We start from the raw sequence: 20,617 nt of genomic DNA on the forward strand, positions 1-20,617 counted from the left end.
CCCGCCTCGACGGGCCGGCGTGTGCCGCGCGAGCGGGCGAGCCGCAAGGGCCGCTCGATGGAGATCGAGCGTCTCATTGGCCGAAGCTTGCGCACCGTTACCAACCTCCGCGCCCTCGGCGAGTATACGGTTACGGTGGACTGCGATGTAATTCAGGCAGACGGCGGTACGCGTACCGCGGCGGTGACCGGCGCTTGGGTGGCGCTGCACGATGCCCTCATGGCGTGGGTCGAGGCCGGAAAGATCGCGCGTCTGCCGCTTACGGGCCAGGTAGCCGCGGTTTCGATGGGTGTAGTTGATGGCTGCGAGCTGCTCGACCTCGATTACCGTGAGGACTCTCGTGCTGAGGTGGACATGAACCTCGTGGCGACCGACACGGGAGAGATCGTCGAGATTCAGGGCACGGGCGAGCGCACGCCATTCGATCGGGCGCGGCTCGGAAGGCTGCTCGATCTGGGCGATAAGGGCATCGAGAAATTGATCGGGCTCCAGAACCAGGTCACGGCGTTTCGGGACGAGGATTAGCTGAGAGTGCTCCCAGGGAGTCCACCGCGCATCATCCCGTGCTCAAACATTCCTCGCGCTTCGCGCTGCGGAACTGCGCGCGGGATGATGCGCGGTGGACTCCATGTACATTCGTCACGCCCGCTGGGGGCAGAGGTGGCACGTTGTGGAACGGAGCCCTCACAGGCACGTCTTGAGGAGGAGGGCCCGGATGGTTCCTAAGCAAACAATCCCGCAGCCGCGCAGCGGCGAGGACGTTTGCGTGGAACCATGCGGGTCCTCCGGCAGGTGCGGTTCGTAGGCAGGCCGGTTTGTCGTCGTTCGATAGGAGAGGAAGAAGTTCTCATGGCGTTAGAAAAGATTGATGCGGCTGCGCTCGATCCGACGCGGACGGTGGTCGTTGCCACGGGGAATGCGCATAAGCTCGTCGAGATCGAGGAAATCTTGGGGCGTGCGCTTCCGGAAATGACGTTCGTAGCGCTTTCTCAGCTCGGGGATTTCGAGGACCCGGAAGAAACGGGCACCACCTTTGCGGAGAACGCAATCATCAAGGCGGAGGCGGCCGTGGCGGCGACGGGCCTCACGGCAGTTGCAGACGATTCTGGCCTCATGGTCGATGCGCTTGGCGGTGAACCAGGCGTCTATTCGGCGCGCTACGCCGGCGTGCACGGCGACGATGCCGCCAACAATGCCAAGCTTCTTGCCAAGCTAGATGGGGTTGAGGATGCCGCGCGCACGGCGCGCTTCGTGAGCTCGATTGCCTTCATTGAGCCCGATGGTCTCGTCACCATGGGCGAGGGTACCTGTGAGGGCGTGGTGGGCCATGCCGAGCGCGGCACGCACGGGTTTGGCTATGACCCGCTCTTCCTGCCCGATGACACGCCGGGTAAGACCATGGCCGAGCTCACGCCGGAGGAGAAAAACGCCATCAGCCACCGCTTCCATGCGCTCGAAGACCTGTGTGCCAAGCTCAGCGCCCGGCGCGATGCCTCTGCGCTGGCGAATGAGGGAGTCGCCGCTCCGGTCGAGGATGCCGAGCGCGTCTCCTCGCAGGTTGCTACCCCGGAGGAGGGTGTGCGATGAGAGCGGTCGTTCAGCGCGTTACACGGGCGAGTGTCACCATCGACGGCGAGGTGACTGGCAGCATCGGCCAAGGGTACCTCGTCCTTCTTGGCGTTGGTGCCGACGACACGCGCGCGGAGGCAGACCATCTCTGGAAGAAGCTATTCGGCCTGCGCATTATGGAAGACGAGTATGGTAAAACCAACCGTTCCATTGACGATGTAGGTGGCGAGGTGCTCGTGGTGTCGCAGTTCACGCTCTTTGCGGATTGCCGCCGCGGGCGCCGGCCCTCATTCACCGCGGCAGGCGACCCAGCGCACGCAAACGAGCTCTACGAGTACTTCGTGCAGTTGGCACGTCAAGACGTCTCGCGCGTTGCCACGGGAACGTTTGGCGCGAACATGCAGGTGGAGCTTGTAAACGACGGGCCTTTCACCATCGTGCTCGACACCGATGCGCTATAGCATCCTCCTGCTTGGCGCCGATGCGCTACGGCGTGCCTGCTAGGCTACGCGCGCTGTAGCGTGCCCCTGCTCGGTAGCGGCGCTCGTTCTGAGCGTGACGCTGCTCTCTCCGCCCCGCGAACATGCACTCATTCATCTCGCCAGCCCTAGTAGGCCAGCGATACACCCGGCTCGTTCCAAAAGGTGTACACGAGCGTCAAAAAAAGCTTGAAATGAGGCTTTTCGTGACGCTCATGTACACCTTTTCCCGGCGCGCCGGGTTGATACGGAGAATCATGCGCGTCGAGGGTTTGAGAGGTGCCCTCCTTGCCCGGAGTTGCCCCCTTCACGGCGCCGCTGCCAACCCGGTGCTGCCATCTGCATGGTGCGGCCGGGCGTGGGCGGGCCATCAACCGGTATGTGACGTTCCTGTACCGGGGGTTTTAGCGAGCTATTCGCGCTGCTATACTGAATCAGTTTTGACTAACTTGGGAGTACTGTGCCGATTTTCGGCGCATTACGGGAGGCATAGTAATGGACGAGCTCGAGGTCAACCACGTCGACGAAATCAAAGACAAGCTTGCGCAGATGGTGGGCGAGCGCGTGAAGGTCAAGGCCAACATGGGGCGCACACGCGTTATCGAGCGCATGGGCACGGTCAAGACCGTTCACCCCGCTGTGTTCATCGTCGAGGTGAATGAGCGTCGTGGCCGCACCTCGCGCCAGAGTTACCAGTACGTCGACGTGCTCACCGGAACGGTCGAGCTCTTCGACCCGGAATCGGGGGAGCATATCTTCACGCCGCTCGGCAACCAGTCCGATGAGCACTAGCGCGTCCGATGCATCCAAAGGGGCGCTTGTCGTTACCGCGCCCGCGAAGGTTAACCTGTACCTCGGTGTTCACACGCAGCGAGACGACCGGGGCTATCATCGCGTCGATTCGGTCATGGCGGCGACGAGCCTGGCAGATGTTGTGACGCTTGCGCCGGCAGAGCATCTTACGGTGCGCACCGTTCCCGAGGCAGATTTTCCCATGGAGCATAACACCGCCTACCGGGCGGCTTGTGCCTTGGGAGAGGCGTTTGGGCGAGAGCCATCGTTTGAGATCGTGATCGAGAAGCATATTCCGCTGCGCGCGGGGTTGGGCGGCCCATCATCAGATGCCGCGGCGACGCTCATGGGCCTCTGCCATGCATGGGGCATCAACCCGAGGGATGAGCGCGTCGATGCCATCGCTCGCTCCATTGGCGCCGATGTCCCCTTTTTCCTGTACGGGGCGCTCGCTTATTGCGATGGTGCGGGAGACCGCCTGCGCGAGGCGTTTGAGCCGCTTGCGGGCGCGCCTATCGTGCTCGTGAAGCCCGTCTGCGCCGGTGTGACGGCCCGCGAGGCCTACGAGGTGTTCGACCAAGACCCGCCCTCCGCCGCCCCGCTCGAGCCGCTGCTCGAGGCCCTGCGGGCGCACGATGCCGCCGAGGTTCCGGCGCACATAGCGAATAACCTTGCCCCCGCGGCATGCACGATCGCCCCCGAGATTGCAGGCGTTGTCTCGTGGCTGCGTGGTCAGGATGGGGTACTTGCCGCCCAGGTGACTGGTTCCGGAGCCTGCTCGTTCGCGCTATGCGAGAGTAGGGAGGCTGCTGAGCGCATCGCGCGCGACGCTGATTCGAAGTGCGGATGGTGGTCATGCGCAGCAACGATGGAGAAGTCCGGACTCTCTTTGCAAGTTTGCTAGCATTGTGGCGCGCGTTCTGCTAACATACCTTCTGCTAACGGGTTGTGGCTCAGTTTGGTAGAGCACCGCGTTCGGGACGCGGGGGTCGCTGGTTCAAATCCAGTCAACCCGACCAGCGAATTCAGGCAGGCCAGGGCGATGGGCTCTGGCCTGTTTTGCTATCTCGTTGCAGCGTGTGCAAGCTCCTCAACCAAATCGATAAGCTCCTGCTGGCTGTGGACGTCAATCTTCTTGTAGATGTGGCGCGTATGCGTTTTCACCGTGTTCGCCGAGATGGTGAGGCGCTCCATGATCGATTTCCCGCTATGCCCGCGGGCGAGCAGCCCCAAGATCTCTCGTTCGCGGGCGGTGAGACCATGACGTTCGGCAAGCGAGTGCAGCGCGGCGTCTATGCCTTGGGCGTCGTCGGAAGGCGTGCGCGCGGGCCGCTCCTCGGCAACCTCAGCAGGAACAATCGCCTGGAAGAAGCGGCGGAAGCGAAAGCCGTCGAGCCCGATCCACACGAAGCAGAAGATGACGATTGAGAGCAAGGCGCTCGTTATGAGCAAGGCATCCGTCCAACCATTCGCCTGCGCAGCCACGATGCTCTCGGCAGCAGCGAACCCCACCGCAGACGAGCAGGACGAGACGGCGAACCCCAAGGGCACCACGGCGAGCGCACCTGTGGGATTGCGCGCCGCGATGCTCGCGAGGACCGAGAACATGAGCGCGTAGAAGCATTCTGAGCCGGCCTCGATGATCGTCGAGGTTACCGACGTGGGCAAGGAGCTCGCTGGCGTGAGCAGGAAACCGGCGATTACGGTTACCGTGCAGAGCCGGAACGCAGCATCCTCATCGAAGGTGAAGCGTCGCGCGCGGCTCCATACGAGCAGGAGCGCACCGTAGGCGAGTGCAAGCAGCGCATACTGCCAACCCTGCATGGCGTTGAACCGCGTGGCGGTGGCGTAACCGAAGGTGGTTTCGAACAGGGCGATGCATACGAAGAGCTTGCTCGAGAGCGGCACGAACGAGAAGGGGTTCGTCGTTTCGAGGTCGCGGGGGCTCGCCGCCTCGCGAATGCGGGCGAAGAGGTCGCGCTGGTTTATAGCACCCGTTCCTATGAGCATGCCGAGCATGATAATGCCGAAGAGTGCCGGCGCGGCCTCGGTGGCGGAGCGCAGAAGCGGCCAGATGGCGTACGAGATTGCGATGCCGGCAAGTGCGGCCACCATCGTGGGCGCGTTGCGCGGTATGCGCGAGAGTGCGAGCGCGGTGAGAATGGTTCCCCAACCTCGGCTCACGTTGAAGAGCGTATCGGTAACAAGGAAGAGCGTTCCGTCGGCGGGGTTGGCAAGAACGCTCTGCCACAGCAGCATCGCGACCGCGCCGCACACGGCAGCTGCGCATGAGCAGCCCACAAGCGAAAGCGCCTTGGGGCATCGCCGCGCTACGATGGCAACAGGAACATAGAGCAGACCCGAGATAAACACGCTCACATTCATGAGGTCCGTGGACGCCGTGGGCAGAAGCACGCTGTTGTGCATGAGCATGACAAGCGAGACGAGCGCGACGAGAAACATGGCGATCGACCACGGCAACGCGGGCAGCTCTTTGCGCATTTCGGCCATGTAACCTCCCTCACCCATTTGGGGTGATACCGTTTACCTGCTCGTTCGTACCGTTCGCGCTCACATGTGCCGGGTGAATTTTCCGACGCATGAAACATGGTGGCGCGCGCCCATGCGTTCGGGCGAGCAATGCTTTAGTATCGTTTCACGACCAAACCCATCGCGTCAAGCGGGGCATATGCAAAGTAAAGGAGCGATGTGATGAGTACCGTAATCGATGAGGCAAAGGCGCTGCAGGAGCAGATCGTGCGCGATCGCCGTTGGCTGCACCAGCACCCGGAACTCGGCTTCGACTTGGACGAGACGTGCGCCTACGTGCGCGGGCGCCTGGAGGAAATGGGCTATGAGGTCTCGTCGCCCTGCCAGGGCGCGCTCCTCGCGCAGGTGGGCGATCCGGCGGCCGGCCCGGTGTTCATGCTTCGTGCCGATATGGATGCCCTGCCGGTTCAGGAGGCCACGGGGCTCGATTTCGCCTCAACGAATAACAACATGCATGCGTGCGGCCATGACACGCACACCGCTATGCTGCTTGGAGCTGCGAAGATCCTGAAGGATCATGAGGCGGAGCTGAAGGGTTGCGTGAAGCTGCTCTTCCAGCCCGACGAGGAAGGTGTTGCTCCTGTGGAGTACTGCGGCGGCGACGCGGTGCTCGAGGCCGGAGTGCTCGAGAACCCGCATGTCGACGCGGTGGCGGCGCTGCACGTGCAAGCGCTCGAATTCGATGCCGGCTCCATCTATACGCGCAAGGGCACGATCTTCTCGTCGATCGACGATATCGATGTGCGCATCACCGGTCGCGGCGCGCACGGCTCCACCCCGCACCAGGGCATCGATCCCATCAACATCGCCTGCCATATCTACCAGGGTTTCCAAAACCTGATCGCGCGCGAGGTCGATCCTACGCAGACGTGCGTGGCAACGTTCGGCAAGATTGAATCGGGCCGCGCCGCGAACGTGATTCCCGACAGCGCCTCTATGCTCGGCACCCTGCGCACGCAGGATGCGGGCGTGCGCCAGGGCTTCAAAGAGCATGCGCAGCGCATGGTCAAGAGCATCGCCGAGGCGTTTGGCGGCACGGCGACCGTAGACTTCCTGCGCGGCGTGCCGAACACCTACAACGACCCCGCGCTTACCGAGGAGCTCGTGGGCTATGCGAACGAGCTGTTCGACGAGCCCGTGCAGGAGCTCGAAGCGCCGTTCTCCGGCACCGACGACCTTGCCATCATCGCCGAGAACGCCCCCACGACCTACTTCATCCTCGGCACGGGCACGCTGCCGGGGCACGAGGGCTGCGGCATGCACCATCCCAACGTCGATTTCGACGAGACGGTGTTCTGGAAGGGCTCCGCTCTGCTTGCCAACAGCGCGCTTTCCTATCTGAGTTGCCACGCGGAGTAGGACGACTTCGCGCGGCGGGGCACACGTGGGGCGTCGAGTGCGCGGCTGACGCGTGCGGTCCTATGGAGAAGAGCCGTGCGGCTGGAGAACGGCCGCGCTCTCGACGCACCCCATCTCGAAGTTTCGTTGCGCCCGCTCGCGCGCGCCTGCATCCGATCACTCGATCTTCTCAACGAACAACGGTTGTACGTGCCGGCTTTACGGATGAGCCGGCGGAAAAGGAGGACTCATGGCCGAAGCTGTCAAGAAAAAGAAGAAACGGGGCATGCCGACCTCGTTCACCATCCTCATCGGGTGCCTGATCTTCGTTGCTATCTGCACCTGGATCGTCGCGGCATTCACGCCCGACGTTACGGGCGCAACCCTTGCCCAGGTTATGCGCGCACCGTTCGACGGCTTCAAGAACGCCATCGACGTCTGCCTCTTCGTCATCGTGCTCGGCGGCTTCCTCGCCATGGTGAACAAGACGGGTGCGCTCGATGCAGGCATCGCCACGCTCGTTCGCAAGCTTGGTGACCGCGATACGCTGCTCATCCCGGTGCTCATGCTCGCATTCGGCATCTGCGGCTCCACCTACGGCATGATGGAGGAGACCATCCCCTTCTACATCCTGCTCGCATCGGTGACCTTCGCCATGGGCTTCGATTCCATGGTGGGCGCCCTCGTGGTGCTTCTGGGCGCCGGCCTGGGCACGCTCGGCTCCACGGTGAACCCGTTCTCGATCGCCATCGCATCCTCGGCGCTCACCGACATGGGCATCGCGGTCAACCAGGGCACGCTCATCGCCGTGGGCTTCCTGCTCTTCGTGATCTCTGAGGTCATGGGCATCGCCTTCGTGATGAACTATGCCAAGAAGGTCAAGGCCGACCGCTCCAACTCTGCCATGACGGCCGATGAGCTCGCTCGCATGGACGCTGCCTATGCCGACGAGACTCGCGCCCTTGAGGACGAGCAGGCTTCGAACCTTAAGAACGCCGTGCTCACGGGCAAGCAGAAGCTCGTGCTCGTGCTGTTCGCGCTTTCGTTCCTCATCATGATCGTGTCGTTCATTCCGTGGGAGAGCTTCGGCATCAACATCTTCGCCATCGGCGGCACGGCCGACGATCCTTCGACGGCTTGGAGCGCCATCCTGACCGGCCTGCCGCTTGGCCAGTGGTACTTCACCGAGTGCGGCATCTGGTTCTTCGTGATCTCGATCGTGATCGGCTTCGTGGGCGGTCTGTCCGAGAAGGAGATCGTGAACACCTTCATCGACGGCTGCTCCACCATGATCTCGACCGCCCTCGTGATTGCCGTGGCCCGCGCCATCTCGGTGCTCATGGCCGAGACCGGGCTCGATGTCTTCGTGCTCGAAGCCGCTGCCAACGCCCTGCGCGGCGTCTCCGCGGTGGTCTTCGCCCCGGCGAGCTACGCGCTCTACTTCGTGCTCTCGTTCCTCATCCCGTCGAGCTCCGGAATGGCGACGGTTTCCATGCCCATCATGGGGCCGCTTGCCGACAACCTCGGCTTCTCGCCCGATATCATGATCATGATCTACGTTGCCGCGCACGGCGTCGTGGCCATGATCACCCCCACGAACGGCGTGATCGTCTCGGGCCTGGAGCTCGCGCACACGAGCTACACCACGTTCCTCAAGCTTACGCTTAAGTTCTTCATCGCGCTCACCCTGGTGACCGCCGCCGTGCTCACGGTGCTCATGCTCGTCCTGTAGGACAGCAGCGAGGCAGAGGGAAACGGCTGGCTAAGCAGGAGGTTCAAGCCGCTCCTAAGCAAGCACAGGGCCAGCCGGCCTTACCGAACGCTTACATCGCCCGATGGCCAAACCGTGCCGTCGGGCGATGTTTTGCCAGTATAGGAAGGTGTTTCGGAAGGATTGCCTAGACGCGTTGATAATATGGCGCGGTTGTCCGAGCAACGCTCGCGCGGTATACTCTTTCGAGCTTGTTTGACGTGCAACTGGAGGAAATCGTTATGATCCCTAAAGGTTTTGAGTGGATTGTCATCCTGATCGTGGTCCTGGTCATCTTCGGGCCCAAGAACCTTCCAAAGCTCGGTAAGTCGCTTGGTTCCACGGTGAAGAACCTCCGTGAGGGCATGTCGGGCGACGATAAGACCGAGGGGGAGCCCGAGGAGAGCGCCGAGGACCGCGAGATTCGCGAGCTCGAGGAGAAGCTTGCCGAGGCAAAGAAAAAGAAGGAGTCCGGCGAGGACGAGGGCCCCATCTCCGAGTAAGGCGCAGCCTTCATCAAGGAGCTTTGTTCTTCCTATAGAGCGCATGCGGCCGACCTCCCCACGCGGGCGGTCGGCCGTTATTATGGTGGGTCGATGGTAGAAACAGCGTTAAAGGAGTCTTCCGCATGGCGAATGGCGAGGCACTGACCGACGAGGGCCGCAAGAAGCTCGAAGAGGAGCTTGCGTGGCGCGAGGGTGAACATAGGACTGAGATTGTCGAGCGCATCAAGGTCGCGCGCGACTTCGGCGACCTCTCGGAGAACTCCGAGTTCGATGATGCCAAGGAGGAGCAGGCCAAGAACGAGGCCCGCATCCGCGAGATCCGCAACACGCTCGCCCAGGTGGCTGAGTTCGACGCGGCGGGCATTCTTGGCGCTACGCTCGGCAGCACGGTGACCGTCGTCGACGCCGATGGCGAGGTTCACGACTTCACGCTCGTGGGCTCGCGCGAGACCAACTCGCTCGAGAACCGCATCTCGATGGAGTCCCCGGTGGGCTCCGCCCTGGTGGGCCATGAGGTGGGCGAGACCGTCGAGGTCGTGCTGCCGTCTGGCAAGATGCGTACCTACACCATTACGAAGATCGCGCGCTAGGCCCCGGGTCGAGCGCAGAGCCGAATGCATGCTCCCTGGGACCGCGAGGCCTCGGGGAGCTTTTTGGTTCGCGGCGCTGACGGGGCCGCATCGAGGCAATTCGGTTTGCGGTCGCAGCGGGGCCGCACCGAGTTTTACATGACGTTCTGGGCACATGGGGCCCACAGATAGCAAGGAGCAACAAGATATGAGCGAGACGCAGGAGAGCACGCAGAACGCGCCGGAGGCGGTGTCGACGCTGAATGACGAGCGCGCCCATCGCCTGTCCAAGCGCGCTGCCATCATGGAGGCCGGCGGCAATCCGTATCCGGAGCATTCCGAGGTTACGGCGCATGTCGTCGACATCGAGGCCAAGTATGCCGACCTCGAGGCAGGCGAAGACACCGATGACGTGGTGAGCATCGGTGGCCGCATCATGGCCAAGCGCGGCCAGGGCAAGATCGCCTTCGTGGTGGTGCGCGACACCACCGCCGAGATTCAGCTCTTCTGCCGCATCAACGAGATGCGCGAGGAGGACTGGGCTCTGCTGCAGGACCTGGACCTGGGCGATATCATCAACGTGACGGGCGTGATCGTGCGCACCAAGCGCGGCCAGCTCTCCATCGCCCCGAAGCGCCTGACGCTGCTCTCCAAGGCAGTGCGCCCGCTGCCCGAGAAGTTCCACGGCCTCTCCGACAAGGAGACCCGTTACCGCCAGCGCTACGTGGACCTCATCATGAACGACGACGTGCGCGAGACCTTCCGCAAGCGCTCGGCGATCGTCAGCGCTTTCCGCCGTTACATGGAGGACAACGGCTACATGGAGGTGGAGACGCCCATCCTGCAGACCATCCAGGGCGGCGCCACCGCGAAGCCGTTCATCACGCACTTCAACGCGCTCAACCAGGAGTGCTACCTGCGCATCGCCACCGAGCTGCACCTGAAGCGCCTGCTCGTGGGCGGCTATGAGCGCGTGTTCGAGATCGGCCGCATCTTCCGCAACGAGGGCATGGACCAGACGCACAACCCCGAGTTCACCACCATGGAGGCGTATCGCGCCTACAGCGACCTCGAGGGCATGAAGGAGCTCGCCGAGGGTGTCATCAAGGCTGCAGCGAAGGCGGTCGGGCTCGAGGGCGCCATCGTGTACCAGGACCAGGAGATCGACCTCTTCGGCGAGTGGCCGAGCCGCTCCATGACGGAGATCGTTTCCGAGGTCATGGGCTGCGAGCTCAACCTCGATACGCCGATTGAGGAGCTTCGCGCCGCGGCCGCCGAGTGCGGTATCGACGTCAACCTCGCTTGGGGCGCGGGCAAGCTCATCGCCGAGATCTACGACGAGAAGGGCGAGGAGAGCCTCATCAACCCGACCTTTGTGTGCGATTACCCCGTTGAGGTGAGCCCGCTCGCCAAGCGCCGCGAGGACGACCCGCGTCTCACGCACCGCTTCGAGCTGGTTATCGCCGGCCACGAGTACGCCAACGCGTTCTCCGAGCTCAACGACCCGGTGGACCAGGCCGAGCGCTTCGCCAAGCAGATGGAGGAGAAGGCCGGCGGCGACGACGAGGCCATGGAGTACGACGAGGATTACGTGCGTGCGCTCGAGTACGGCATGCCTCCCGCGGGCGGTATCGGCATCGGCATCGACCGCGTGGTCATGCTGCTCACCAATTCCGCGAGCATCCGCGACGTGCTGCTGTTCCCGCACATGCGCCCCGAGAAGGGAAGCGTCTCCGGTGCCGCCGCACAGGCTGCTAAGGATGCCGCGCAGGCGGCTCAGGATGGTGCGGCGGGCGTTGCCGTCGCTCCGAACAAGATCCCTACCATCGATCCGTCCAAGATCGTGGTCGAGCCGCTCTTCGAGGACTTCGTGGATTTCGATACGTTCAGCAAGAGCGATTTCCGTGCGGTCAAGATCAAGCGTTGCGAGCCGGTGCCCAAGAGCAAGAAGCTGCTGAAGTTCACTATGGACGACAGCTCGGGCACGGACCGCGTGATTCTCTCTGGCATCAGCATGTACTACGAGCCGGAAGACCTGGTGGGCAAGACCTGCATCGCCATCACCAACTTGCCACCGCGTAAGATGATGGGAATCGATTCGTGCGGCATGCTCATCAGCGCCGTTCATGCCGAAGGGGAGGGCGAAGAGCCCGAGGAGCGCCTGAACCTCCTCATGGTGGACGACGCCATTCCGGCGGGTGCCAAGCTGTACTAAGGCTTGAGATAACGCACGCTAAAAGGCGGGGCGGACGCTATACCATACGCTCGCATGCAAAAACGGCGCCGCAGCTCGTATCGGGCTGCGGCGCCGTTCGTTTAATTGGGTTGCGCTTCTCGGCGTGAATCGCCTGCGCTTCCGGAGCGCAGGCGCCCGCTCCTCAAAGTGAATCGCGTCAACCTCGAGGCGGTCACGCGCGGCGCAAGGCAGATGCCAGCGCTCCTACTTGGACTTGATCATGTCGAGCACGCCGACGGCGATGCTTGCGATGCCAGCGAGGATGTAGAGCCACGCACCGAGCTCGAAGCTCACGGACACGTAACCGCCCATCTCGGCGTTGGCCTGGCCGGAGATCGCGAAAACGAGCAAAAGCGCGCCGATGCCACCGATGATGTTCAGGATGTTACCCTGCTTCTCCTTCAGGGCGAGCACGCCCACCAGGCAGAGAATGCCGGGCACGAGGAACAGGATGTTCATGAACTCGCCGTCGAGATGCGACCCCATGAGGGTGATGCCGAAGGTCATCTGCATGGCGCTGATGCTCACGATACCCGCGACGCCATACAGCGGCAAGAAGAAGCTCACGAGCATGATCGCGCCGGCTACAAGCTTGATGATGCGGAAGAGCGCGGCGTTGCCCGAAGCAAGGTTTGCGAGCGAGGAGCCGCCGAAGCTCGTGGGCGCGCTGCTGGGGGTGGGCACCGGGCCGGGAACGGGCGACGGGTTCGGCGTGGAAGCCGGCCCCGGAATCGGCGCGGGCGCAGCGCCGGGCGCCGGCGTCGTATTGGCGGGCGCCTGGATCTGTGCACCGCAGGCGCCGCAGAACTTGGCATCATCGGCAAGCTGGGATCCGCATTTAGGGCAAAACATAGTGAGTCCTCTCTCTGTGTCGGGCGGGCGTTGTACGCACGATGTATCGCATCCGGCCGCATGGTTCCACATACACACTTCACATTATGCCGCGAATCGGGACAGCGGTCTCGGTCATTCTTGGAAAGAATCGCGGAGCATGTCGTGCATGCGGATTCCACAACGGGTGCCGTACAATAGTGCGCGTCGAAACGTCCGATACGGATGCGGCGCGCACACGCGGGCATCCGTTCAAGGGGAGGAACTCGCATGGCGCAGAAGCGCGACATGTTCGATGACATCATCGATATCACCAAGGGCCTGAGCGGCATCACCGAGCCGTTCAGCGATCTTACGAACGCGTTCTTGGGCAATCCCGAGCCCGAGGAGCGCGAGTGGAACCCGGCAGACTACAAGGAGAAGCCGCGGGCCAACGCGCTCTCGTGCCTTGCATGCCGGTCGACAAAGAGCTCGTGCCGGGCATGCGTGAAGATCTGTCCGGTGAATGCCATCGAGATCGAGGACGGCGGCATCGACGTGCTCGATTCCTGCCGTAAGTGCGGTCTATGCGCGCCGGTGTGCCCGACCGAGTCTATCCACGGCATGAAGCATCGCCCCAAAAAGTTTTACGATTCCGTGGCCGCTGCCGCTGCGGCGTATGAGACGGCGTATGTAACGTGCACGCGCGCCCTCAAGCGCATCCCGCGCGAAAACGAGGTCGTGCTCGGGTGCGTGGGCGAGGTCACGGCCGAGACCTGGTTCTCCATCCTTATGGACTTCCCTAACGTGAGCGTGTACCTGCCGCTCGACATCTGCGAGAATTGCCGCAACGCACAGGGCGAGGAGCTTCTGGGCGACGCAATCGCCACGGCGGAGGAGTGGTCCGGCAGACCCATGGGCCTCGAGGTCGACGCGAAGGAGCTCTCCTGCACCAAGCGCCGCGAGTTCGAGCGCAAGGAATACATGGATAAGATCATGAAGACCACCGGTCTGGCGGTTTCCAAGCTGAACCCCGCGACGGCAGCGGTGACGACAGTTTCGCAGCGCATCAAGGACCACACCAAGAAGCTCTCTGCGCTCGAGCGCACGCTTGCGACCGCTACCGGCACGACATCGCAGAGGCGACGCCGCGTGCTTACCCAGGGCAGGCAGCTGCTGCTCTCGACGCTGCAGGCGCATCCCGAGCTTGCCCCGAACGTGCAGGTGAGCACGCCCGTGTGCGATTTCGAGAAATGCACGCTCTGCGGCGACTGCATAGAGGCCTGCCCGCTCCATGCCTGCGATATCACCGATTCTGGTCGCTTTGCGGTAGAGTCCACGTACTGTGTGGGGTGCGGCCTGTGCGCGGAGGTATGCGAAACACATGCGCTCACCATGGTGGAGCATGACGCGGCGGAGCTCGTGCTGCCTGATCCCGAGGCGGAGAAGAAGGCCGCCGAGGCTGCGAAGGCGCATGAGGAGGCTGAGAAGATGAAGGCAGAGGCCAAGAAAAAGCTCAGCGCTGCACTTGACCGTGTGGAGAAGCTCGCCGACTAGCTTCCCCTCGTTACCGGCTGCGTGCGTGCAGGGTGGCAAAAACGTCCGCTTACGGGTGGAGCTGCGCTGCGCGGGGCCTTATAATCAGACGGTGCAAACCGATGACGGGAGCGGTGGGGCGCACGCGTCACACCGCTTCGCTGGTATACAAGACAGGATGGTATCTCGTGGCTCTTTCCATCGGCATTGTGGGCCTGCCCAACGTGGGCAAGTCGACGCTGTTCACCGCGCTCACCAAGAAGGGCGGCCTTGCTGCCAACTATCCGTTCGCGACCATCGACCCCAACGTGGGCATCGTGGACGTGCCCGACGACCGCCTGCAGGCGCTGGCGGATATCGTTCATCCCGGGCGCATCGTGCCGGCCACGGTGGAGTTCGTTGATATCGCCGGTCTGGTGAAGGGTGCGAACGAGGGCGAGGGCCTGGGCAACCAGTTCCTTGCGAACATCCGCGAGACCGACGCCATTTGCGAAGTCGTTCGCTATTTCAAGGATCCCAACGTCATGCGCGAGGTGGGGCGTACGGGCGAATTCGTCGACCCTGCCGCCGACGCCGATACCATCATGACCGAGCTCATCCTCGCCGACATTCAGACGCTCGAGAAGCAGATTCCTAAGCTCGAGAAGGAGGCGCGCCGCGACAAGGAGCTCGCGCCCAAGCTCGAGGTGGCGAAGCGTCTGGTCGCATGGCTGAATGAGGGCAACCGCGCCGCCGCCATGGAGATGACCGACGAGGAGCGCGCTGCCGCGAAGGGGCTCTTCCTCCTCACCATGAAGCCGATGCTCTACGTTGCGAATGTGGACGAGGATATGCTCGGCGAAGAACTTGAGCCCATCGACGGCGTGACGCCGATCCCCATCTGCGCCAAGGTGGAGGCGGAGCTCTCGGAGCTCGAGCCGGAGGACGCGGCGGAGTACCTGGAGTCGCTCGGCCTCGAGCGTCCCGGCTTGGACGTGCTCGCACAGGCAGCCTACAAGCTGCTCGGCTTGCAGAGCTTCTTCACTGCCGGCGAGATGGAGGTCAAGGCCTGGACGGTGCGCCAGGGTGCCACGGCCCCGCAGGCGGCCGGCGTCATCCATACGGACTTCGAGCGCGGCTTCATCAAGGCCGAGGTCATTGGCTACGATGATTACGTTGAGCTCGGTGGCGAGCAGGGCGCTAAGGCGGCCGGCAAGCTCCGCATCGAGGGCAAGGATTACATCATGGCCGACGGTGACGTGGTACACTTCCGGTTCAACGTGTAGCACGCATGCGCGGCGGTTGCCGCCGCGGGGTTATCAAGAGATAGATAGGCGGTAATACATGTTTCGCTTCGGTCGCACGAACGGCTACCTCACCATCGTCCTCATCGTGCTCGCGGTGCTTCCGCTCATAGAAGCCTTCTTCGTGATTCCGCAGCTTCCGGATTCGGTGGCAATGGCGTTTGGCGCGGGCGGCGAGCCCACGCGCTACGCTAGCCGGTACGAGCTCTTTCTCGCTCCGGGAATCTGCCTGCTTCTGGGGGTTGGTATGATTCTTACCGCGCGCCGTCAGGCGGGCGTCTCGATCCGCGACTCCCGCGTTGCGACGGAGCTCACCTATCGTCGCTCGATTCGCAGCGGGCTCGTCATGACGGGGCTGCTGAATGTCTGCAATATCTACTTGCTCGCTGCGGCGTTCTTTGAGCGGGGATTCAGCCTCGCCCTCTAGAAAAACGCTGCTTGTTGGACGCCGGGGGCATCCGGCTCGTTGACATTTCAGTTTTTGGGCACTTCCCCGTGTGCACGGCGAATACAGGCGAGCGGGGCGGAAGGAAAGGCGCAGCTCAGGCGGCTGGCATCCTCCCGGTCGTGACACGGCTACTCAGGCCCCTCGCGGCGAAGTGCCCAAAAGTTGCAATCACGTTCGCCCCGAAGGCGTCAACAGCGGTTCCCTGGGATAACACTGACCTGGAGACCCCGGGACAGGTGCATGGGGTTTCTCGGATTCGATTAGATTCCGCCCTCGTCTGGACGGCTGAGACGACGTGTGCGAGATTCGCATTCGCTATGGATTGCCGCATCCCTCGCCTGGGCGGCTAAGGTCATGAAAACTGATGAAGCCGCGGGTGGGGATTCCGGCGAATTTCCCGTTGCCCAATGTGCGACGGGGAGACTGGGTTTTTGGAGGGGTAGCCACCGCGCCGCCCCAAACCGGACCAAGCTTGCATCTAACTATCTCCTCGGAGGAAATCGCCGCGATGGCAGCTTCCACTAAGCGGCTGCCGCGCTGGATACCGTCCGCCACGCCGGGATTGCTGCAGCTATCCATGGGGCTCATCTCTCCGCCGTCCAAGGCCGGGCCTTCGTAGCAACGCAGCTCGGCGCCCGTCATGCTGGAAAAGAGTTACGTGCGGTGCTCGGCGGCATCTAACGGACGGAAGGGTACGACGCCGCCGTGATTGCTTTCACTCGGAAAAAGGTTGTGACAGAGGTAGGCGAGCGCTTGGGCGAGCCCTCCCTTCCGGCGTGCGGGGAAGGTGAAGTCTGCTGCGGCGCGGCAGGCGCTCCCTGCTCCCTCGAGCGCATAAGCGGTGCCTGCCTCAGAGAGAAGGGGCAGGTCGTATGGGGTGGCGGCTATCACGATAGCGTCTTGCAACCGGCTGCCGCTTGCGAGTGAAGCCTGCACCAGCTTTGTTGTGGCATCGGCTTGCGCGAGCACGGCGGGGTTTTCGTAGGCGTCGAGCAGTATGACGCGTGGGGAGGGAAGACCCGCTTGCGAAAAGGCCCGCACCACCTCATGCGCGGAGTAGGAGCTTGCTGCTGCTAGCAGTATGCGGGGCGCGGCGAGTGCGTGGGGCTTCTCGCGCGCCTCCTTCGCCATGCGGAGGAGGTCCGATAACGCCTGGGCCTCGGGGACGGTAAGAAGGGGGCCGCCGGATGCCGGATCATCGATGTCGAGCACGAGCAGATGGTGCGTGCCGTTCGTGGTAGACGCGGCATTCTTGAGGTCGAGTATGTGCGAGGCAGGGTCTTTGCCGTGTGAGGCGCGGCTCGCGCTGCGGGGATCGGGGTCTGCGGCGCGAAGGGCGTGGCCTGTCCCGCGGGAAGCGCGGCCTTTGCTGCGCAAAGCGAGACCCGCGTCGCGCGAAATCGCGGGCTCTCGGCGGCTTTCGCTTCGCTTGTTCTCGTGCCGAGCGCTCTGCATCTTGTGACAACGACCCTTCTCTTTATAACTAGCGAGCCCTGTGAAACGTAAACTATAGTTTACGTTACCTGCTGGACGATTCTGCACACTCTGCGATATGAGCGAACCATTGGGACAGATCGTTGGTAGTAACGTGAGCCGCCTGCGCGAGGAACAGGGGCTTGGTAAGACCGCTTTCTGCCTGATGGCAGGCATAAGCCGGCCGTATCTCAATCGGATCGAGAGCGGCACGGCGAATATCACGCTAAAAGAATTGCAGCGCCTCGCGGATAGCCTAGATGTGGCACCGGAGCTGTTGTTGGCGGAACCGAGGGATTGAAGCCAGCGCACCGTCCATCCTCGCCGCTCTTCGATGTAACGGTGTGACTATTGCGTTTTCTTTCGTTTTTGGGCGCTTTTGGGACACGGTATACCGCTTCAGGCGACATCCGGATGCCCGCCGTCGTAACCGCCAGCGTTTTCTCGTGACATCCTGATGCCAGCCGCAGTTTCTTTCCGCGTTGCCGGGCAGCATTCGGACATTCATCTTGTTTTTGGGCGACATCCGGACACCACGCGCGTTTTCGGGCGACATCCGGACGCTGCCAACGCTGTCGGGCGACATTTCGCCATTTTCGAGGCTAAGAATGAACGAATCCCGCCCGAAGACGCGCGAGATGTCCAAAACCTGCCCGAGAATGCGGCGGTGTCCAGAAACCGCCCGAGAACTAGATGCGTGTCCGAGCCTCGCCCGAAAACGCGCGTGGTGTCCAGAAACCGCCCGAAGACGCGCGCGGCGTCTGGTTGGCGAACGGCTTCCGACGCCGCAGAGCTTAAGCGCCCAGTCTTTCGGCGCGCCGACGTCCCAGCATCCCATTGCTGCGGCACGGCGGCGCCCAAGTATGCACGTGCACCAGGGGCTTGCGCTACATCTGCCGATCGTGGTTGATGGGATGGTAAAAGAGCTGCTCGAGGTCGAGTGGATCGCGGGTCTGGCCGAGCGCCCACATCATCTTGGCAACGATCGCCTCGGTCGACATGTCGCCGCCGCGCAGAATGCCTGGATGCTCCGCATAGGCGCGTCCCACTTCGTACACGCCGAGGTCGAGTCCTTCTTCCGGCACCTGTGTCGTGAGCACGATGCTCCGCCCGGAGTCTACCCAGTCGAAGATAGCCTCCTTGAACGAGGGGCCACAGGTTCCGTAGTCCGGTATGCCGCCAAGCCCATAGATCTCGAGGATAAGGGCATCGTAATCGGCCTTAAGCGCTCGGAAGAGGTGCGGGTTCAGTCCCGGGGTGAGCTTGAGCACGGCGACGCGGTCGTTGAGCGTGCGGAAGACCGGGGGAAGCGGAGCCTCGGCCAGGGCTGCATCTGCCCCCGGGGTTGCTCCAGCCGCGCCTGCGCGTACGATGCGATCGTTGCGAATGTAGGCGAGCGGCGGGAAGTTCACGCTGGTAAAGGCATTCGAGCTCATGGTTCGCTGCTTGCGGGCGCGCGTTCCGGCAATGGCGATGCCACCGAACACGATCGTCACATCGCACGACGCGTCGTCGAGCGCATAGAGCAAGCTCTGGTAGAGGTTGAGCTTCGCATCGGTAAACGAGCTCGTCATGGGGCGCTGCGAGCCGGTGAGCACGATGGGCTTCGCGCTTCCTTGGATGAGGTACGAGAGCGCAGCGGCGGTATAGGCCATGGTGTCGGTTCCATGCAGGATGAGAAATCCGTCGAATGCGGCGTAGCGCTCTTCGATGGCGCCCGCGATGCGGAGCCAGTCCGCGGGGCGCATGTTGGTGCTGTCGATATTCATGAGCTGCAAGATCTCGAGCTCGCACAGGCCCTCGACCTCGGGCACGCATGCGGCGAGCTCGGCACCGGTGAGGGCGGGGGAGAGGCCGTGTCCGTCTTCGGCGGAGGCGATGGTGCCTCCGGTGGCGATGAGAAGGATTCGTTTCATTGACTCGAACCTGCTTTCCTGTGGCCGTTTTCCTACAAGCGTACCCGTTTCTTGCGCCCCGCACGGAAATCCCCCATAGTTCCCATCGAAGGCAGCTAGGCGAATTATTCGGCAAACGGATGTAATCCTTCGGTCAGGGGTCGGCATTCTGCGCTCTGCGGGCGCTCGGGTGATGGTATCGTGAGTATCGTGTCTTATGAAGTCCTGGTGTTATGGAAGGCAGGAATCATGTCCAAGTTCGAAATGCTCAACACCGCCGTGAGCCGTCGCAGCGTTCTCACCGGCGCCCTTGCGCTCGGTTCCGTTGCCGCGCTCTCTGGCTGCGGCGGCAACGGCGACGGCGGCAGCAGCGCTGCGGCCGAGATTACCTCGCTCGAGGTCCAGTTCGTGCCTACCAACAACGACGGCAGCCTTGAGGCAAAGGCCAAGCCCTTCGCCGATTACCTCACCGAGAAGCTTGGCGTCGAGACCAACGTGACCCTTGCGACCGACTACACCACCATCGTCGAGGCCATGGCCTCCGGCCAGGTGCAGCTCGGCATCATGCCGCCGGCCGCCTACGTCATGGCGCGCAACCAGGGTTGCGCGGAGGCCCTGCTCACCTCCGAGCTCGGTGCCTATGACCGCGAGACCGGCCTTCCCATCGAGGGCGAGCTCACCGGCACCTTCAAGGGCGAGATCCTCGTGCGCTCTGATAGCGACATGCAGGAGCTCACCGACCTCAAGGGCAAGAAGATCGCCACGCTCTCCGCGAACTCCGCTTCCGGCTACATCTACCCCGTGGCCGAGCTCAAGGACGCCGGCGTCGATCCTGTGACCGAGTGCACGCTTACCACGGTGAACGACATCCCGTCCGAGATCACCGCCGTGCTCAACGGCCAGCAGGATGCCTGCTTCGTGTTCGAGGGCGCGCGCAACGTCTTCGCGAACAGCTTCCCCGATAACGACCTGTTCGCCGACCTCCGTGTGCTCTACCTTACCGAGGGCGATATCCCCAACGACGCCATCGCCGTCCAGCCCGATATGGACCAGGACATGAAGGACAAGATCAAGGAGACCTTCCTCAACATGGCGAATGACGAGGAGGGCGCCGAGGCCATGTCTATGTGGAGCCACCTGGGCTACACCGAGGTCGACGAGTCTGCCTACGACACCATCGAGGAGTACACGGAGAAGGCCTCCGCGTAGCGCAGCCGCGTCCGCGCTTCCGGTTTGCAAGGCGTGCCCGGCCGGGAGTTCGCTCCCAGCCGGGCGCTTTTCTATCGGTTGCGGGCACGCTCTGCGTTGACGGGCCCGACCGGATCGCCCCCATGAGTCGATGCGGCTCGGCCCGGCGGTTGTATCGCGCGCCGACCCGCGTGC

At 63.0% G+C, this 20,617-nt stretch carries 19 protein-coding genes and 1 tRNA gene; 16 read left to right on the forward strand and 4 right to left on the reverse strand.

Annotated features, from left to right (window positions below):
- The 6 genes from rph to AC1VS5_RS04250 all read left to right on the forward strand — a co-directional run.
- Nucleotides 1-525, forward strand: a 525-nt coding sequence (gene rph / locus AC1VS5_RS04225) for a ribonuclease PH (RefSeq protein WP_481217792.1), incomplete at its 5' end; no start/stop codon positions are given.
- Nucleotides 526-849: 324 nt separating this feature from the next.
- Nucleotides 850-1,587, forward strand: coding sequence for an RdgB/HAM1 family non-canonical purine NTP pyrophosphatase (gene rdgB / locus AC1VS5_RS04230; protein ID WP_481217793.1), 738 nt, complete (start codon nt 850-852; stop codon nt 1,585-1,587).
- The gene (dtd, locus tag AC1VS5_RS04235) at nt 1,584-2,030 is read left to right on the forward strand and encodes a D-aminoacyl-tRNA deacylase (RefSeq protein ID WP_481217794.1); all 447 of its coding nucleotides are present in this window, start codon (nt 1,584-1,586) and stop codon (nt 2,028-2,030) included. Before rdgB ends, dtd begins: the two co-directional genes overlap by 4 nt.
- Nucleotides 2,031-2,543: 513 nt before the next feature.
- Nucleotides 2,544-2,840 carry a Veg family protein gene (locus AC1VS5_RS04240; RefSeq protein ID WP_019128947.1) on the forward strand — a complete coding sequence of 99 codons (297 nt, stop codon included), beginning with the start codon at nt 2,544-2,546 and terminating at the stop codon, nt 2,838-2,840.
- A complete protein-coding gene (gene ispE / locus AC1VS5_RS04245) occupies nt 2,830-3,744 on the forward strand; it encodes a 4-(cytidine 5'-diphospho)-2-C-methyl-D-erythritol kinase (RefSeq protein ID WP_481217795.1) in 915 nt (304 codons plus the stop codon). The genes AC1VS5_RS04240 and ispE overlap by 11 nt, the downstream gene beginning before the upstream one ends.
- A gap of 38 nt (nt 3,745-3,782) precedes the next feature.
- A tRNA-Pro gene (locus tag AC1VS5_RS04250) sits at nt 3,783-3,859 on the forward strand.
- Nucleotides 3,860-3,902: 43 nt separating this feature from the next.
- Here AC1VS5_RS04250 and AC1VS5_RS04255 read toward each other — a convergent pair.
- Complete coding sequence (locus AC1VS5_RS04255; RefSeq protein WP_481217796.1) at nt 3,903-5,351, reverse strand: helix-turn-helix transcriptional regulator; 1,449 nt, start codon at nt 5,349-5,351, stop codon at nt 3,903-3,905.
- A 201-nt stretch (nt 5,352-5,552) separates the two neighbouring features.
- On the opposite strand from AC1VS5_RS04255, the gene AC1VS5_RS04260 reads away from it, so the two are divergent.
- The 5 genes from AC1VS5_RS04260 (at nt 5,553) to lysS (ending at nt 11,768) form a co-directional block, all read left to right on the forward strand.
- On the forward strand, nt 5,553-6,749 hold the full coding sequence (locus AC1VS5_RS04260) for a M20 metallopeptidase family protein (RefSeq protein ID WP_481217797.1): 1,197 nt from the start codon (nt 5,553-5,555) through the stop codon (nt 6,747-6,749).
- A gap of 229 nt (nt 6,750-6,978) precedes the next feature.
- Entirely contained in the window at nt 6,979-8,460 is a 1,482-nt protein-coding gene (locus AC1VS5_RS04265; RefSeq protein WP_481217798.1) for a YfcC family protein, read from the forward strand.
- Nucleotides 8,461-8,720: 260 nt separating this feature from the next.
- On the forward strand, nt 8,721-8,981 hold the full coding sequence (tatA, locus tag AC1VS5_RS04270; protein ID WP_481217799.1) for a twin-arginine translocase TatA/TatE family subunit: 261 nt from the start codon (nt 8,721-8,723) through the stop codon (nt 8,979-8,981).
- A 125-nt stretch (nt 8,982-9,106) separates the two neighbouring features.
- Nucleotides 9,107-9,574, forward strand: coding sequence for a GreA/GreB family elongation factor (locus AC1VS5_RS04275; RefSeq protein ID WP_481217800.1), 468 nt, complete (start codon nt 9,107-9,109; stop codon nt 9,572-9,574).
- A gap of 187 nt (nt 9,575-9,761) precedes the next feature.
- A complete protein-coding gene (lysS, locus tag AC1VS5_RS04280) occupies nt 9,762-11,768 on the forward strand; it encodes a lysine--tRNA ligase (protein WP_481217801.1) in 2,007 nt (668 codons plus the stop codon).
- Between the two features lie 225 nt (nt 11,769-11,993).
- Here the strand turns inward: lysS and AC1VS5_RS04285 are convergent, their stop codons facing one another.
- The gene (locus AC1VS5_RS04285; protein ID WP_481217802.1) at nt 11,994-12,641 is read right to left on the reverse strand and encodes a zinc ribbon domain-containing protein; all 648 of its coding nucleotides are present in this window, start codon (nt 12,639-12,641) and stop codon (nt 11,994-11,996) included.
- A 249-nt stretch (nt 12,642-12,890) separates the two neighbouring features.
- On the opposite strand from AC1VS5_RS04285, the gene AC1VS5_RS04290 reads away from it, so the two are divergent.
- The 3 genes from AC1VS5_RS04290 (at nt 12,891) to AC1VS5_RS04300 (ending at nt 15,845) form a co-directional block, all read left to right on the forward strand.
- Nucleotides 12,891-14,156, forward strand: a complete 1,266-nt coding sequence (locus tag AC1VS5_RS04290) for a 4Fe-4S binding protein (protein ID WP_144688768.1) — start codon at nt 12,891-12,893, stop codon at nt 14,154-14,156.
- 167 nt (nt 14,157-14,323) lie between these two features.
- Complete coding sequence (gene ychF / locus AC1VS5_RS04295) at nt 14,324-15,400, forward strand: redox-regulated ATPase YchF (RefSeq protein WP_087185944.1); 1,077 nt, start codon at nt 14,324-14,326, stop codon at nt 15,398-15,400.
- A 58-nt stretch (nt 15,401-15,458) separates the two neighbouring features.
- The gene (locus tag AC1VS5_RS04300; protein ID WP_019128958.1) at nt 15,459-15,845 is read left to right on the forward strand and encodes a DUF1648 domain-containing protein; all 387 of its coding nucleotides are present in this window, start codon (nt 15,459-15,461) and stop codon (nt 15,843-15,845) included.
- Between the two features lie 675 nt (nt 15,846-16,520).
- Here the strand turns inward: AC1VS5_RS04300 and AC1VS5_RS04305 are convergent.
- Complete coding sequence (locus AC1VS5_RS04305; RefSeq protein WP_481217803.1) at nt 16,521-17,321, reverse strand: hypothetical protein; 801 nt, start codon at nt 17,319-17,321, stop codon at nt 16,521-16,523.
- Nucleotides 17,322-17,430: 109 nt separating this feature from the next.
- Here AC1VS5_RS04305 and AC1VS5_RS04310 point away from each other — a divergent pair, with 109 nt between their 5' ends.
- Nucleotides 17,431-17,640, forward strand: a complete 210-nt coding sequence (locus tag AC1VS5_RS04310; protein WP_019128960.1) for a helix-turn-helix domain-containing protein — start codon at nt 17,431-17,433, stop codon at nt 17,638-17,640.
- A 586-nt stretch (nt 17,641-18,226) separates the two neighbouring features.
- Here AC1VS5_RS04310 and AC1VS5_RS04315 read toward each other — a convergent pair.
- Nucleotides 18,227-19,255: an asparaginase gene (locus tag AC1VS5_RS04315; RefSeq protein WP_481217804.1), complete on the reverse strand. Its 1,029-nt coding sequence runs from the start codon at nt 19,253-19,255 to the stop codon at nt 18,227-18,229.
- Nucleotides 19,256-19,483: 228 nt separating this feature from the next.
- Here AC1VS5_RS04315 and AC1VS5_RS04320 point away from each other — a divergent pair, with 228 nt between their 5' ends.
- The gene (locus tag AC1VS5_RS04320; RefSeq protein ID WP_019128962.1) at nt 19,484-20,443 is read left to right on the forward strand and encodes a phosphate/phosphite/phosphonate ABC transporter substrate-binding protein; all 960 of its coding nucleotides are present in this window, start codon (nt 19,484-19,486) and stop codon (nt 20,441-20,443) included.
- Nucleotides 20,444-20,617: the final 174 nt, after the last annotated feature.

This window comes from Enorma sp., assembly GCF_982429025.1.

Bases quoted from the DNA above. Each gene is read 5' to 3' on its own strand.
- dtd (WP_481217794.1), top strand. From the start codon at position 1,584: ATGAGAGCGGTCGTTCAGCGCGTTACACGGGCGAGTGTCACCATCGAC.
- AC1VS5_RS04300 (WP_019128958.1), top strand. From the start codon at position 15,459: ATGTTTCGCTTCGGTCGCACGAACGGCTACCTCACCATCGTCCTCATC.
- AC1VS5_RS04240 (WP_019128947.1), top strand. From the start codon at position 2,544: ATGGACGAGCTCGAGGTCAACCACGTCGACGAAATCAAAGACAAGCTT.
- AC1VS5_RS04255 (WP_481217796.1), bottom strand. From the start codon at position 5,351: ATGGCCGAAATGCGCAAAGAGCTGCCCGCGTTGCCGTGGTCGATCGCC.
- AC1VS5_RS04260 (WP_481217797.1), top strand. From the start codon at position 5,553: ATGAGTACCGTAATCGATGAGGCAAAGGCGCTGCAGGAGCAGATCGTG.
- AC1VS5_RS04315 (WP_481217804.1), bottom strand. From the start codon at position 19,255: ATGAAACGAATCCTTCTCATCGCCACCGGAGGCACCATCGCCTCCGCC.
- AC1VS5_RS04285 (WP_481217802.1), bottom strand. From the start codon at position 12,641: ATGTTTTGCCCTAAATGCGGATCCCAGCTTGCCGATGATGCCAAGTTC.
- AC1VS5_RS04275 (WP_481217800.1), top strand. From the start codon at position 9,107: ATGGCGAATGGCGAGGCACTGACCGACGAGGGCCGCAAGAAGCTCGAA.
- AC1VS5_RS04290 (WP_144688768.1), top strand. From the start codon at position 12,891: ATGGCGCAGAAGCGCGACATGTTCGATGACATCATCGATATCACCAAG.
- lysS (WP_481217801.1), top strand. From the start codon at position 9,762: ATGAGCGAGACGCAGGAGAGCACGCAGAACGCGCCGGAGGCGGTGTCG.
- AC1VS5_RS04265 (WP_481217798.1), top strand. From the start codon at position 6,979: ATGGCCGAAGCTGTCAAGAAAAAGAAGAAACGGGGCATGCCGACCTCG.
- rdgB (WP_481217793.1), top strand. From the start codon at position 850: ATGGCGTTAGAAAAGATTGATGCGGCTGCGCTCGATCCGACGCGGACG.
- tatA (WP_481217799.1), top strand. From the start codon at position 8,721: ATGATCCCTAAAGGTTTTGAGTGGATTGTCATCCTGATCGTGGTCCTG.
- AC1VS5_RS04305 (WP_481217803.1), bottom strand. From the start codon at position 17,321: ATGCAGAGCGCTCGGCACGAGAACAAGCGAAGCGAAAGCCGCCGAGAG.
- AC1VS5_RS04320 (WP_019128962.1), top strand. From the start codon at position 19,484: ATGTCCAAGTTCGAAATGCTCAACACCGCCGTGAGCCGTCGCAGCGTT.
- ispE (WP_481217795.1), top strand. From the start codon at position 2,830: ATGAGCACTAGCGCGTCCGATGCATCCAAAGGGGCGCTTGTCGTTACC.